General features: G+C 52.4%; 15 protein-coding genes and 1 other annotated feature. Of the genes, 10 read left to right on the top strand and 5 right to left on the bottom strand.

All coding sequences use genetic code 11. The features are described 5' to 3' along the window. Nucleotides 1–20: 20 nt before the first annotated feature. Nucleotides 21–689, bottom strand: coding sequence for a hexitol phosphatase HxpB (hxpB, locus tag OOJ60_RS03540; protein WP_181821422.1), 669 nt, complete (start codon nt 687–689; stop codon nt 21–23). Nucleotides 690–815: 126 nt separating this feature from the next. Here hxpB and OOJ60_RS03545 point away from each other — a divergent pair, with 126 nt between their 5' ends. After that, nucleotides 816–1,352 carry a YniB family protein gene (locus OOJ60_RS03545; protein WP_042287466.1) on the top strand — a complete coding sequence of 179 codons (537 nt, stop codon included), beginning with the start codon at nt 816–818 and terminating at the stop codon, nt 1,350–1,352. Between the two features lie 67 nt (nt 1,353–1,419). Here the strand turns inward: OOJ60_RS03545 and OOJ60_RS03550 are convergent, their stop codons facing one another. The 3 genes from OOJ60_RS03550 to pfkB all read right to left on the bottom strand — a co-directional run bounded on the left by OOJ60_RS03550 (nt 1,420) and on the right by pfkB (nt 3,707). Next, nucleotides 1,420–2,280, bottom strand: coding sequence for a fructosamine kinase family protein (locus OOJ60_RS03550; protein ID WP_060569663.1), 861 nt, complete (start codon nt 2,278–2,280; stop codon nt 1,420–1,422). A gap of 88 nt (nt 2,281–2,368) precedes the next feature. Next, nucleotides 2,369–2,677: a type V toxin-antitoxin system endoribonuclease antitoxin GhoS gene (ghoS, locus tag OOJ60_RS03555; protein WP_060569664.1), complete on the bottom strand. Its 309-nt coding sequence runs from the start codon at nt 2,675–2,677 to the stop codon at nt 2,369–2,371. A gap of 97 nt (nt 2,678–2,774) precedes the next feature. Then, nucleotides 2,775–3,707, bottom strand: coding sequence for a 6-phosphofructokinase II (gene pfkB, locus OOJ60_RS03560; RefSeq protein ID WP_200033092.1), 933 nt, complete (start codon nt 3,705–3,707; stop codon nt 2,775–2,777). 287 nt (nt 3,708–3,994) lie between these two features. On the opposite strand from pfkB, the gene OOJ60_RS03565 reads away from it, so the two are divergent. Together OOJ60_RS03565 and OOJ60_RS03570 are read left to right on the top strand one after the other, a co-directional pair. Beyond that, on the top strand, nt 3,995–4,753 hold the full coding sequence (locus OOJ60_RS03565; protein ID WP_042287461.1) for a DUF481 domain-containing protein: 759 nt from the start codon (nt 3,995–3,997) through the stop codon (nt 4,751–4,753). A gap of 264 nt (nt 4,754–5,017) precedes the next feature. After that, entirely contained in the window at nt 5,018–5,251 is a 234-nt protein-coding gene (locus tag OOJ60_RS03570; RefSeq protein ID WP_042287459.1) for a hypothetical protein, read from the top strand. Nucleotides 5,252–5,395: 144 nt separating this feature from the next. Here OOJ60_RS03570 and yniD read toward each other — a convergent pair whose 3' ends face one another. Continuing rightward, on the bottom strand, nt 5,396–5,506 hold the full coding sequence (gene yniD / locus OOJ60_RS03575) for a small membrane protein YniD (protein ID WP_120714873.1): 111 nt from the start codon (nt 5,504–5,506) through the stop codon (nt 5,396–5,398). Nucleotides 5,507–5,808: 302 nt separating this feature from the next. On the opposite strand from yniD, the gene thrS reads away from it, so the two are divergent. The 7 genes from thrS (at nt 5,809) to pheT (ending at nt 12,913) form a co-directional block, all read left to right on the top strand. Further along, a complete protein-coding gene (gene thrS, locus OOJ60_RS03580; RefSeq protein ID WP_042287456.1) occupies nt 5,809–7,737 on the top strand; it encodes a threonine--tRNA ligase in 1,929 nt (642 codons plus the stop codon). 3 nt (nt 7,738–7,740) lie between these two features. Then, complete coding sequence (infC, locus tag OOJ60_RS03585) at nt 7,741–8,283, top strand: translation initiation factor IF-3 (protein WP_042287453.1); 543 nt, start codon at nt 7,741–7,743, stop codon at nt 8,281–8,283. Between the two features lie 98 nt (nt 8,284–8,381). Then, nucleotides 8,382–8,579, top strand: a complete 198-nt coding sequence (gene rpmI, locus OOJ60_RS03590; RefSeq protein WP_001124225.1) for a 50S ribosomal protein L35 — start codon at nt 8,382–8,384, stop codon at nt 8,577–8,579. 117 nt (nt 8,580–8,696) lie between these two features. Beyond that, nucleotides 8,697–9,053 (top strand): 50S ribosomal protein L20, encoded by a 357-nt coding sequence (gene rplT, locus OOJ60_RS03595; RefSeq protein WP_000124849.1) that lies wholly within the window; start codon nt 8,697–8,699, stop codon nt 9,051–9,053. Nucleotides 9,054–9,173: 120 nt separating this feature from the next. Then, nucleotides 9,174–9,296, top strand: a sequence feature (Phe leader region). After that, nucleotides 9,179–9,223 (top strand): pheST operon leader peptide PheM, encoded by a 45-nt coding sequence (pheM, locus tag OOJ60_RS03600; protein ID WP_001386830.1) that lies wholly within the window; start codon nt 9,179–9,181, stop codon nt 9,221–9,223. It overlaps the preceding feature by 45 nt. A 230-nt stretch (nt 9,297–9,526) precedes the next feature. Further along, the gene (pheS, locus tag OOJ60_RS03605) at nt 9,527–10,510 is read left to right on the top strand and encodes a phenylalanine--tRNA ligase subunit alpha (RefSeq protein ID WP_205611946.1); all 984 of its coding nucleotides are present in this window, start codon (nt 9,527–9,529) and stop codon (nt 10,508–10,510) included. Nucleotides 10,511–10,525: 15 nt separating this feature from the next. Next, the gene (pheT, locus tag OOJ60_RS03610) at nt 10,526–12,913 is read left to right on the top strand and encodes a phenylalanine--tRNA ligase subunit beta (protein WP_205611947.1); all 2,388 of its coding nucleotides are present in this window, start codon (nt 10,526–10,528) and stop codon (nt 12,911–12,913) included. Nucleotide 12,914 lies beyond the last annotated feature (1 nt).

Consider the following 12,914-nt stretch of genomic DNA (forward strand, 5'->3'; position numbering starts at 1 on the left):
CTGACACTGCCCGTGCGTGATCAACCGCGCAGATCGGCGGCGGTAAGTTCAGTCAGTGAGGTCAGCTTAACGTTGGCAAGCGCGAAACGTGGGTCGTGTTGGTCCTCTTTTGCAGGCACGACAATGGAGCGCATTCGCGCCGCCTTAGAAGCCACCATGCCGTTGACGGAGTCTTCCAGCGCGACACAGGTAAGCGGATCCACGCCCAGTTTTGCCGCACAGTCGAGATAGACCTGCGGATGTGGCTTACTGTAAGGCAGTTTTTCCGCCGAGGCGAGGGCGTCGAAACTGTCGCGCAGGTCAAACATGGTCAGCACTTTCTCCAGCATGTGCAGCGGTGATGCCGATGCCAGACCCACGAGCAGCCCCTGTTCTTTACACAGCGCCACGGCTTCTTTTACGCCGGGGAGCAGCGGGCGCGTCTCTTCGACCAGCGTGATCGCGCGGCGAATAATGCGCTCAGTCACCTCCTGACGGCTCGGGCCGTTCCAGGGTTGCTGGGCGAACCAAAGATCAACCACCATGTCGATGCGCAGTCCAAGCGTATCGGGAAGTTCATGGCGGCGGGTGATATCTACGCCTACACTTGCCAGCACGTCCAGTTCAGCCCGATCCCATAGTGGTTCGGAGTTAATCAGCAAGCCATCCATATCGAATATTGCCGCAAGAATTTGACGCGGAATTGTCATTACCACCTCTCCTTATAGAGCGTTCAGGGGTCAGAGAATAATCATAGCGTCTTTAAAGATCGAGCGAAAACAGTCATCAGCGGGTAGACTTAAGCCAAAACGACGCGTCTTTATCAAGGGGAGCTCATGACGTATCAACAAGCGGGACGCATAGCGGTGCTAAAACGGATCCTGGGATGGGTGATTTTTATACCAGCATTACTTTCTACTTTGATTTCCGCGCTGAAATTTATGTATGCGCATAGCGAAAAGCAGGAAGGCATTAATGCCGTCATGCTCGATTTTACCCATGTCATGATAGACATGATGCGGGTGAACACCCCGTTTCTTAATCTGTTCTGGTACAACTCGCCGACGCCTGATTTCCAGAATAGCCTGAACATTATGTTCTGGTTGATTTTTATTCTGATTTTCGTGGGGCTGGCAATGCAGGATTCCGGGGCCAGAATGAGCCGCCAGGCCCGTTTTCTGCGTGAGGGCGTTGAGGATCAACTTATTCTGGAAAAAGCGAAGGGCAGTGAAGGTCTAACCCGCGAGCAAATCGAGTCGCGCATTGTCGTACCGCACCACACCATTTTTCTGCAGATTTTCCCGCTCTATATCCTGCCGGTGGTTATTATCGCGCTTGGCTACGTCTTTTTTTCTCTGCTCGGCTTTTTATAAAACAACCCTGCCGGAGGGCGGTTTACGCCTGTCCGGCAGGGCTGCGCAGTGTCGCCGGGAATGAATGTCAGGCCGCTAAAATCTGGTCCAGCGCCTTTTGTGCTGTTACCAGATGCTGACCGCCAAACAGTCTGGCACGATTAAGCAGCGTGTACAGTTGATAAACCGGCTGCCTGTCGAGAAAATCGAGCGGCAGCGGCGAGACCGACTGATAGCCATCATAAATTTGCGGCGGTTGTTCCGTATGTAGCGGCAGCATCGCCAGATCGCACTCGCGGTCTCCCCAGTAGCAGGCAGGATCGAAAATGTACGGGCCGTCCGGCCCCAGCGCGCAGTTGCCGGACCACAAATCGCCATGCAGCAAAGAGGGCTGGGGCTGATGCGATGACAAACGTTGCTGAATATGTTCCACGATGGCGTCGATATTACCGAAGGCAATGCCTTTCTCGGCGGCTAATTCCAGTTGCCAGCCGATGCGCTGCTCTGCAAAAAAGGTCGACCAGCGTCGCTGCCAGGCGTTGGGCTGCGGCGTAGTGGATAGGGCGTTGTCAAAATCCAGACCAAACTGCGGCTGATCGCTCCACTCATGAAGATGGGCCAACTGCTGCCCCAGAATAAACGCATTGTGCGCGTCCAGCGGACGGGGAGGGAGATAATCCATCACCAGGAAACTGTAATCCCGATCGGCTCCCACCGCCCAGACTTCTGGTACGGTGACAGTATGGCTGCGTGATAACAGTTCCAGTTGATCGGCTTCGGCGGTGAAGTCAGGAAGCACTTCCCGTTCATCACATTTAACGAAGAAATCACGTCCGGCATAGCGCACATGCCATGCGGCATGAATTTCTCCGCCAGGCAGTTCGTTACGCAGTTCGATTTCGCCTTCACCGAGTTGCTCGCTTAAAAGACGACTGATAGCCTGCCACATGATGTCTCTCCCCATGTTGTCTGCCAGATCATAAGGTTAGCGCAATAATGCGGTGAAAAAACACGAACTAACGCACAACGTGGACGCGTTAACGGGCTAATGGCGATGATTTTTCCCCGTTCTGCCATTCGTCCCAGGTCATTATTGTGATATCGGGCGTTTTGTTTAACGCGCTTTCCGCCAGTCCGGTCGCGAGAGCTTTTACCTCATCCGGGCTTTGCGCGCTGATCACCCCAAACGTGTTTGTGCCCAGTTCATGCACATTGCCGTCTTCGTCGGTTAGCGTGAGCAGAAAACCCGCGCGGGTGAAATGGTTGTTAAGCTCGTTGATTTCGGTTAATGAATCTTCATGAAACTTGACGGTAACGATGTACCGGGTGATATCCCCACTGGCCATTTGACACCTCTTTGTAAATACATGCTTTTTTAGCATAGTCGGTGAATGCGGATGCCGACAGGTGTAACGCATCCCCCTCAGGACGAGGGGGAGAGCATCAGGCTTGTGAGAGCCAGGCGTAGATTTTTTGTGTGTCCTCATGAGAACACAACCGCGTTCCCTGATTGATTGTCGCCGCGCTACCTGCCGCGACGCCAAAGCGCACCATATCCTCCAGCGAAGCGTCTTCCGCCAGTTTTAGGGTCATGGCGCCCACCATGCTGTCGCCTGCGCCAACGGTGCTCTGGCTTTTTACCGGCGGTGGAACGACCTGCACGCAGCTTTTACCGTCCACGCCCAGCGCCCCCTGAGGACCAAGAGAAACGACGACGCGACGGGCTTTACCGTTACGAACGATCTCTTCCGCCGCTTTACGCACGTCATCGGGTTGGGTCAGCTCACGGTTAACCAGCGCGCTCAGTTCCTTCTGATTGGGCTTTACCAGCTCGATATTGCCGATCGCCAGCGCCGCGGTCAGCGCCTCGCCGGAGCTATCAATAATGCAGCGAATGCCCTGTTTTTGGGCTGCGGTAATAAGCTGAGTCAGCTTGTCCACGCTCACCCCTGGCGGCAAACTGCCGCTAATAACGAGGATCGCGCCGGATTCTATCTCCAGAACCTGCTCTTCAAGCTGGCGAAACTCATCGTCATTCAGTGCCGCGCCGGGCATCACAAAGCGATACTGTTCACCGCTGGATTCAACATGAACATGAAGGTTTTGCCGGGTCCAGTCTTTGGCGTCGACGGTCGACACTGGAACGTGTTCGTCAGCCAGCAGCGATACCAGGTGTTCGCCAGTTGCGCCGCCTGCCGGGAAAATGGCGGTAGCGGTGCCGCCCAGATGGGCAATGGCGCGGGCAACATTAATGCCGCCGCCGCCAGGCTCAAAAACGGGCGCCGTACAACGAAGCTTCCCTTCGGGATAGATCTGCGGCGTGATCGTTGCGCTATCGAGAGAGGGCGCAAGTGTTAACGTGTAGATACGTACCATCTTTTCCTCCTGTTAGGCTTATTTCAGTCTGGCACCGAACAGGCATAAAGTGAAGTCAATAACAAGCTGATTTATTGGCTCTTTATTAAATTTGTTTGCCTTAAAGATATATAAACAATTTAATGCTTTGGGAACTCTCTTATTCAAAAAATGAAATAAGAATTCATTGCTATGTTATTCGAGCCTTTTTATAATTTGTTACCTTTCCTGAGGCGTTTGTCATTGATCCCTCTGAAAGTTTCCGGGACCGTAACGGTCTCTTTTTTTGTTGTACGGACTCTTTATAAATGAAGCTTTTAAAGACAGTTCCCGCTGCGTTTCTGCTGGCGGGTGGCGTGTTTGCGTCAATGTATGCAGCTGCCGATGATTCCGTTTTTACTGTCATGGACGATCCCTCAAGTGCGAAGAAACCCTTCGAAGGTAACCTCAACGCTGGCTATCTGGCGCAGTCGGGTAATACCAAAAGTTCGTCCTTAACGGCGGACACAACGATGACATGGTACGGGCAAACCACCGCCTGGTCGCTGTGGGGCAACGCAAGCAATACCTCTTCTAACGATGAGCGTTCTTCAGAAAAATATGCCGTTGGCGGGCGTAGCCGTTTTAACTTAAGCGACTACGATTATCTCTTTGGTCAGGCCAGTTGGTTGACGGATCGTTATAACGGCTATCGCGAACGTGATGTTCTCACCGCCGGTTACGGACGGCAGTTCCTGAATGGCCCCGTACACAGCTTCCGTTTCGAATTCGGTCCGGGCGTTCGATACGACGAGCACACCGATGGCACCACCGAGACACAGCCGCTGGGTTACGCGTCAGGCGCTTATGCATGGCAGATGACCGATACCACCAAATTCACTCAGGGTGTGTCGGTGTTCGGTGCGGAGGACACTACGCTGAACTCTGAAACGGCGCTCAACGTCGCCATCAACGAACACTTTGGTCTGAAGGTGGCGTATAACGTTACCTGGAACTCCGAACCGCCAGCAACAGCACCGGAGCATACGGATCGCCGCACGACCGTATCGCTCGGATACAAGATGTAATACTCCGCCAGGCTGTTATGCAGTCTGGCGTTTAAAATTGCGCTACCGTATTATTATTTTTCAACCGGAGTTTTATTTTTTTCGAAATTTTCATTTCTTCATATTTTCTCCATCTTTATCACATCCTTGCTTTATACAATTTATTTGACACGAATTGTTAATTATTTTGACTAGGCAAAAGTGTGATCCAGATCTACACTTAGCGATACAGGCAGATTATTGCCTTTAATACCAGATTTTAATTCAAGTAAGAGATAAAACAATATGAATAATATCAAAACAGCCAGTGCGGCGATCGTGCTTTCCGCACTCTCTTTCGGCGCTTTCGCTGCCGAACCTGTGACCGCAACGCACGCAGACAACACCTCGCGCGTGGGCATTACCCAGGCGTCTGACGTAGAAGCCGGCTCGAATATCGCACCGGGTTCGCAGTCTACGGGGCAAAGCATGAATGATGCGTTTAATGTGCATACGTTGGTTGCGGGTGAATGGTCTTAATATTTCATTACCGCAACGTGTGTTCTACTCGTTATTTTTCTTTATAAAAACCGGATCCTGATGTACCGGTTTTTTTATTTTCGTGATGAAACGTAAATTATTCTAAGCGTCTCGCAGCGTGGCCCGTCTGAAACAAGTCGCCCGTCACTCACCCCAAATCATTGCCGCCCAGCGCAGAAGAAGCATGGCGCCACAAATGGCAATAAGCACCACCACCATTTTCCAGTGTTTTTTTGCGAAGCGTTGCGTTGGCATCATTCATGTCCTGTCTGTCTTTGTTCGTGGCGGCAGTGTAACAAAACTTGCTGCGCTTCAGTGAATTGATTTACATCATACCAGGCAGGGTGATTGCGACTTTGAACGGCAGGCAATGCCGTGTACACTGTCAGACGGTGTTATCAAAAAGCGGGTGTAGGCCCAGTGTCGCCATTACGGTGACCCGTGACATATTTCGCAGAGTGAAGCGGGAATCAGCCCATTACTTTTTGGTAATTTTAAATATCGAAACTTTGTATGTGATCTTGCGTATGGGTCACCACTGCAAATAAGGACATAACATGCCTGTTATTACTCTTCCTGATGGCAGTCAACGCCATTACGACCACGCTGTAAGCCCCATGGATGTTGCCCTGGATATCGGTCCGGGTCTGGCAAAAGCTACCATCGCTGGCCGTGTTAACGGTGAACTGGTGGATGCTTCCGATCTGATCGAAAATGACGCTTCGCTGTCTATCATCACCGCGAAAGATGAAGAAGGGCTGGAGATCATTCGTCACTCCTGCGCGCACCTGCTGGGCCATGCGATCAAACAACTCTGGCCAAATACCAAAATGGCGATTGGCCCGGTTGTCGACAATGGTTTCTACTATGACGTTGATCTTGACCGCACCCTGACCCAGGAAGATGTCGACGCGCTCGAGAAGCGGATGCACGAGCTTGCGGAGAAAAACTACGACGTCATCAAGAAAAAAGTGAGCTGGCACGAAGCGCGCGAAACCTTTGTGAAACGCGGCGAGCCGTACAAAGTCTCTATTCTTGATGAGAACATTGCTCATGACGATCAGCCTGGCCTGTATCATCATGAAGAATATATTGATATGTGCCGCGGTCCGCACGTGCCGAATATGCGTTTCTGCCATCACTTTAAACTGATGAAAACCGCGGGCGCATACTGGCGTGGCGACAGCGACAACAAGATGCTGCAGCGTATTTACGGTACCGCATGGGCAGATAAAAAAGCCCTTAATGCGTACCTGCAACGTCTGGAAGAAGCGGCGAAACGCGACCATCGTAAAATCGGTAAGCAGCTCGACCTCTACCATATGCAGGAAGAGGCGCCGGGCATGGTGTTCTGGCATAACGACGGCTGGACCATCTTCCGTGAACTGGAAGTTTTCGTCCGCTCCAAGCTGAAAGAGTACCAGTATCAGGAAGTGAAAGGTCCGTTTATGATGGACCGCGTGCTGTGGGAAAAAACCGGGCACTGGGAAAACTATAAAGATGCGATGTTCACGACCTCGTCTGAGAACCGTGAATACTGCATCAAGCCGATGAACTGCCCGGGGCACGTGCAGATCTTTAACCAGGGCCTGAAGTCCTACCGCGATCTGCCTCTGCGTATGGCGGAATTCGGTAGCTGCCATCGTAACGAACCGTCAGGCGCGCTGCATGGTCTGATGCGTGTGCGTGGTTTTACGCAGGATGATGCGCACATCTTCTGTACCGAAGAGCAGATCCGCGATGAAGTTAACGCCTGTATTCGTATGGTCTACGATATGTACAGCACGTTTGGCTTCGAGAAGATCGTTGTCAAACTTTCCACTCGTCCTGAAAAACGTATCGGCAGCGACGAAATGTGGGATCGTGCTGAGGCGGACCTGGCGGTGGCGCTGGAAGAAAACAACATCCCGTTTGAGTATCAACTGGGTGAAGGCGCCTTCTACGGTCCGAAAATTGAATTTACTTTGTATGACTGCCTCGATCGTGCGTGGCAGTGCGGAACTGTACAGTTGGACTTCTCACTGCCGTCCCGTCTGAGCGCGTCCTATGTCGGCGAAGACAACGAGCGTAAAGTGCCGGTGATGATTCACCGCGCCATTCTTGGGTCAATGGAACGTTTCATCGGTATCCTGACCGAAGAGTTCGCTGGCTTCTTCCCGACCTGGTTGGCGCCGGTTCAGGTCGTGGTGATGAACATCACCGATTCGCAGTCTGAATACGTTAACGAATTGACGCAGAAACTACAAAATGCGGGCATTCGTGTAAAAGCAGACTTGAGAAATGAGAAGATTGGCTTTAAAATCCGCGAGCACACTTTACGTCGTGTCCCTTATATGTTGGTCTGCGGTGACAAAGAGGTGGAAGCTGGCAAAGTGGCCGTTCGCACCCGCCGTGGTAAAGACCTGGGCAGCCTGGACGTAAATGAAGTGATCGAGAAGCTGCAACAAGAGATTCGCAGCCGCAGTCTTCAACAACTGGAGGAATAAGGTATTAAAGGCGGAAAACGAGTTCAAACGGCACGTCCGAATCGTATCAATGGCGAGATTCGCGCCCAGGAAGTTCGCTTAACAGGTCTGGAAGGTGAGCAACTGGGAATTGTGAGTCTGAGAGAAGCGATCGAAAAGGCTGAAGAGGCTGGAGTAGATTTAGTTGAAATCAGCCCTAACGCCGAACCGCCAGTTTGTCGTATCATGGACTACGGCAAGTTCCTTTATGAAAAGAGTAAGTCTTCTAAGGAACAGAAGAAGAAGCAGAAAGTTATCCAGGTGAAGGAAATTAAATTCCGCCCTGGTACTGATGAAGGTGACTATCAGGTAAAACTCCGCAGCCTGATTCGCTTTCTCGAAGATGGCGATAAGGCCAAAATCACGCTGCGTTTCCGCGGTCGTGAGATGGCCCACCAGCAAATCGGTATGGAAGTGCTTAATCGCGTGAAAGACGATTTGCAAGAACTGGCAGTGGTCGAATCCTTCCCATCGAAGATCGAAGGCCGTCAGATGATTATGGTGCTCGCTCCTAAGAAGAAACAGTAAGGCCTTCAAGTAACCATTTCTGTGAAGCCTTCGGGCTTCACAGATTTTGTTCGCCCTACGTTTCGTTTAATTAACAATGCGAAGTGGAAGTTATTAAGATGCCAAAAATTAAGACCGTACGCGGTGCTGCTAAGCGCTTCAAAAAAACCGGTAAAGGTGGCTTTAAGCACAAGCACGCTAACCTGCGTCACATTCTGACCAAAAAAGCGACCAAACGTAAACGTCACCTGCGTCCGAAAGCCATGGTTTCCAAAGGCGATCTGGGCCTGGTTATCGCGTGCCTGCCGTACGCATAAGCCGTTAACGATTTTTTTAACTTTTTTACGCCCAATTGACGCGCTTCAACGCCAGGCAATTCAGGTCCTGGGTTGACAGCGGTAAAGGGCAAATCAGAATAGATACAGGAGAGCAACATGGCTCGCGTAAAACGTGGTGTAATTGCACGTGCACGTCACAAGAAAATTTTGAAACAAGCGAAAGGCTACTACGGTGCGCGTTCTCGCGTATACCGCGTTGCCTTCCAGGCTGTTATCAAAGCAGGTCAGTACGCTTACCGTGACCGTCGTCAGCGTAAGCGTCAGTTCCGTCAACTGTGGATTGCGCGTATCAACGCAGCAGCACGTCAGAACGGTATTTCTTACAGCAAATTCATCAACGGCCTGAAAAAAGCCTCTGTTGAAATCGACCGTAAGATCCTGGCTGACATCGCCGTATTCGACAAAGTAGCGTTCAGCGCGCTGGTTGAAAAAGCGAAAGCAGCTCTGGCATAAGCCAGTGAAAAGAGGGAGCCTGGCTCCCTCTCTTTTATTTGTAATGTCGTCAATGAGTTGACAATTCATCCGTAACCCTTTTCAATAAAGGTTCTCCGGTTTTTACCCTACAAGGTAACGCAAGCATGAATGCTGCTATTTTCCGCTTCTTTTTTTACTTTAGCACCTGATCCAGGAGGCTAGCGCGTGAAAGAAGAAACGAAAAACAGCGCATAAAGCCTCCCTGGTGGAGGCTTTTTTTATACGCTTTATCCTTCAAGTTGTCGTTGTGTTGGCTGCATTCGCTCACCCCAGTCACGTACTGATGTACGCTTCTGAGGATGCGCTCTCTTGCCGCGTGACTCGGCTTGCAGCCTCGCCCTGTGGGGGCAGCGCAAGCGCTGTTAAAACACTTATGTGTTTTGTGATACAACCTGAATGATTTTGCGTATAGACGAGCGACTTATGATTATCGCCACATAATGAGGAAAACCATGTCACATCTCGCAGAGCTGGTTGCCAGTGCGAAGGCAGCCATTAACCAGGCGTCAGATGTTGCCGCGTTAGACAATGTACGCGTCGAATATTTGGGCAAAAAAGGGCACCTGACCCTTCAAATGACGACCCTGCGTGAACTGCCTCCTGAGGAGCGTCCTGCAGCCGGTGCGGTTATTAACGAAGCGAAAGAGCAGGTGCAGCAGGCGCTGAACGCGCGCAAGGCGGATCTGGAAAATGCGGCGCTGAATGCGCGTCTGGCGGCAGAAACGATTGACGTGTCGCTGCCCGGTCGTCGTATCGAAAACGGCGGCCTGCATCCGGTAACCCGTACTATCGACCGTATCGAAAGTTTCTTTTGCGAGCTGGGTTTTACGGTGGCGACGGGGCCCGAGATTGAAGATGACTATCATAACTTTGACGCCCTGAATATTCCGGGCCATCACCCGGCGCGTGCGGACCACGATACGTTCTGGTTTGATGCCACCCGTTTACTGCGCACCCAGACCTCCGGCGTGCAGATTCGCACCATGAAAGAGCAGCAGCCGCCGATCCGTATTATCGCGCCGGGCCGTGTGTATCGTAACGACTACGATCAGACCCACACCCCGATGTTCCATCAGATGGAAGGCCTGATTGTCGATACCAACATCAGCTTTACCAACCTGAAAGGGACGCTGCACGACTTCCTGCGTAACTTCTTTGAAGAAGATCTGCAAATTCGCTTCCGCCCGTCCTATTTTCCGTTCACCGAGCCTTCCGCCGAAGTTGACGTGATGGGCAAAAACGGCAAATGGCTGGAAGTCCTGGGCTGCGGCATGGTGCATCCGAACGTGCTGCGCAATGTCGGTATCGACCCGGAAATCTATTCCGGTTTCGCGTTTGGCATGGGGATGGAACGTCTGACCATGCTGCGTTACGGTGTCACCGATTTACGCGCCTTCTTCGAAAACGATCTGCGTTTCCTCAAACAGTTTAAATAAGGGCAGGACAACATAATGAAATTCAGTGAACTGTGGTTACGCGAGTGGGTTAACCCGGCAATCGACAGCGACGCGCTGTCGAATCAAATCACCATGGCCGGCCTGGAAGTTGACGGTGTTGAAGCGGTGGCTGGCGCGTTTAACGGCGTGGTTGTTGGTGAAGTGGTTGAGTGCGGCCAGCACCCGAATGCAGACAAACTGCGCGTAACAAAAGTGAACGTGGGCGGCGATCGTCTGCTGGATATTGTTTGCGGGGCGCCAAACTGCCGTCAGGGGCTCAAAGTGGCGGTCGCGACAATTGGCGCGGTGCTGCCGGGCGACTTCAAAATTAAAGCGGCAAAACTGCGTGGCGAACCGTCCGAAGGGATGCTGTGTTCATTCTCTGAACTGGGCATTTCCGACGACCATAGCGGCATTATCGAACTGCCCGCGGATGCGCCGATCGGAACCGATATTCGCGAATACCTGAAACTCGATGATAACACCATCGAAATTAGCGTAACGCCCAACCGTGCCGACTGTTTAGGCATCATTGGCGTCGCCCGCGACGTGGCGGTACTGAATAAAGCGCCGCTGGTTGAGCCTGAAATTGCTCCGGTGGCGGCGACCGTCAGCGATGTGCTGCCGATTACCGTAGAAGCGGCCGACGCATGCCCGCGCTATCTGGGTCGAGTGGTGAAAGGCATCAACGTTAAAGCGCCTACACCGCTGTGGATGAAGGAAAAACTGCGTCGTTGTGGTATTCGCTCCATCGACGCGGTGGTTGACGTCACTAACTATGTGCTGCTCGAACTGGGCCAGCCAATGCATGCTTTCGACAAAGATCGCATTGAAGGCGGTATTGTTGTCCGGATGGCGAAAGAAGGCGAAACCCTGGTGCTGCTGGACGGGAGCGAAGCGACGCTGAGCGCGGACACGCTGGTTATTGCCGACCACCATAAGGCCTTGGCCATGGGCGGTATTTTCGGCGGCGAGCATTCCGGCGTGAACGATGAAACGCAAAATGTGCTGCTGGAATGTGCTTTCTTCAGCCCGCTGTCGATCACTGGCCGCGCGCGTCGTCATGGCCTGCACACCGATGCCTCTCATCGCTATGAGCGCGGCGTCGATCCGGCTTTGCAGTATAAAGCGATGGAGCGTGCGACCCGCCTGCTGATCGACATTTGCGGCGGTGAGGCTGGTCCGGTTATTGACGTGACGAACGATGCGACGCTGCCGAAGCGCGCCACGATCACTCTGCGCCGGAGCAAGCTGGATCGCCTGATTGGCCATCATATTGCCGACGAACAGGTCAGCGATATTCTGCGTCGTCTCGGTTGCGAAGTAACCGAAGGCGAGGGCGAGTGGCAGGCCGTTGCGCCGAGCTGGCGCTTCGACATGGAGATCGAAGAAGATCTGGTAGAAGAAGTCGCACGCGTGTACGGCTACAACAATATTCCTGACGAACCGGTTCAGGCTGGTCTGATCATGGGAACGCACCGTGAAGCGGATTTGTCGCTTAAACGCGTGAAAACGTTGCTCAACGACAAAGGCTATCAGGAAGTTATTACCTACAGCTTTGTGGATCCAAAAGTACAACAGTTGATTCACCCGGCTGAAGAAGCGCTGCTGCTGCCAAGCCCCATTTCTGTCGACATGTCCGCGATGCGTCTGTCGCTGTGGATCGGGCTGTTAGCCACGGTAGTGTATAACCAGAATCGTCAACAGAACCGCGTGCGCATCTTTGAAAGCGGTCTGCGCTTCGTGCCGGACACCCAGGCGAACCTTGGGATTCGACAGGACCTGATGCTGGCTGGCGTTATCTGCGGCAACCGTTACGATGAACACTGGAACCTGGCAAAAGAGACCGTTGATTTCTATGATTTGAAAGGCGATCTGGAAGCCGTGCTGGATCTCACCGGTAAGCTCGGCGATGTGCAGTTCAAAGCCGAAGCGAATCCGGCGCTGCATCCGGGACAGTCTGCAGCGATTTATCTGAAAGGTGAACGCATTGGTTTCATTGGCGTTGTTCATCCGGAGCTGGAACGTAAGCTCGATCTCAACGGGCGTACGCTGGTGTTTGAACTGGAGTGGAACAAGCTTGCAGACCGCGTGGTGCCTCAGGCGCGTGAGATTTCTCGCTTCCCGGCAAACCGCCGCGACATCGCCGTGGTGGTCGCAGAAAACGTTCCCGCTGCAGATGTTTTATCCGAATGTAAGAAAGTTGGCGTAAATCAGGTAGTTGGCGTAAACTTATTTGACGTGTACCGTGGTAAGGGTGTTGCGGAGGGGTATAAGAGCCTCGCCATTAGCCTGATCCTTCAGGATACCAGCCGTACACTCGAAGAAGAGGAGATTGCCGCTACCGTCGCCAAATGTGTAGAGGCATTAAAAGAGCGATTCCAGGCATCATTGAGGGATTGAA

Source organism: Citrobacter sp. R4 (assembly GCF_026719175.1).
Classification (GTDB): Bacteria; Pseudomonadota; Gammaproteobacteria; order Enterobacterales; family Enterobacteriaceae; genus Citrobacter_A; species Citrobacter_A sedlakii.

Bases quoted from the DNA above. Each gene is read 5' to 3' on its own strand.
- hxpB (WP_181821422.1), bottom strand. From the start codon at position 689: ATGACAATTCCGCGTCAAATTCTTGCGGCAATATTCGATATGGATGGC.
- OOJ60_RS03545 (WP_042287466.1), top strand. From the start codon at position 816: ATGACGTATCAACAAGCGGGACGCATAGCGGTGCTAAAACGGATCCTG.
- OOJ60_RS03550 (WP_060569663.1), bottom strand. From the start codon at position 2,280: ATGTGGCAGGCTATCAGTCGTCTTTTAAGCGAGCAACTCGGTGAAGGC.
- ghoS (WP_060569664.1), bottom strand. From the start codon at position 2,677: ATGGCCAGTGGGGATATCACCCGGTACATCGTTACCGTCAAGTTTCAT.
- pfkB (WP_200033092.1), bottom strand. From the start codon at position 3,707: ATGGTACGTATCTACACGTTAACACTTGCGCCCTCTCTCGATAGCGCA.
- OOJ60_RS03565 (WP_042287461.1), top strand. From the start codon at position 3,995: ATGAAGCTTTTAAAGACAGTTCCCGCTGCGTTTCTGCTGGCGGGTGGC.
- OOJ60_RS03570 (WP_042287459.1), top strand. From the start codon at position 5,018: ATGAATAATATCAAAACAGCCAGTGCGGCGATCGTGCTTTCCGCACTC.
- yniD (WP_120714873.1), bottom strand. From the start codon at position 5,506: ATGCCAACGCAACGCTTCGCAAAAAAACACTGGAAAATGGTGGTGGTG.
- thrS (WP_042287456.1), top strand. From the start codon at position 5,809: ATGCCTGTTATTACTCTTCCTGATGGCAGTCAACGCCATTACGACCAC.
- rpmI (WP_001124225.1), top strand. From the start codon at position 8,382: ATGCCAAAAATTAAGACCGTACGCGGTGCTGCTAAGCGCTTCAAAAAA.
- rplT (WP_000124849.1), top strand. From the start codon at position 8,697: ATGGCTCGCGTAAAACGTGGTGTAATTGCACGTGCACGTCACAAGAAA.
- pheS (WP_205611946.1), top strand. From the start codon at position 9,527: ATGTCACATCTCGCAGAGCTGGTTGCCAGTGCGAAGGCAGCCATTAAC.
- pheT (WP_205611947.1), top strand. From the start codon at position 10,526: ATGAAATTCAGTGAACTGTGGTTACGCGAGTGGGTTAACCCGGCAATC.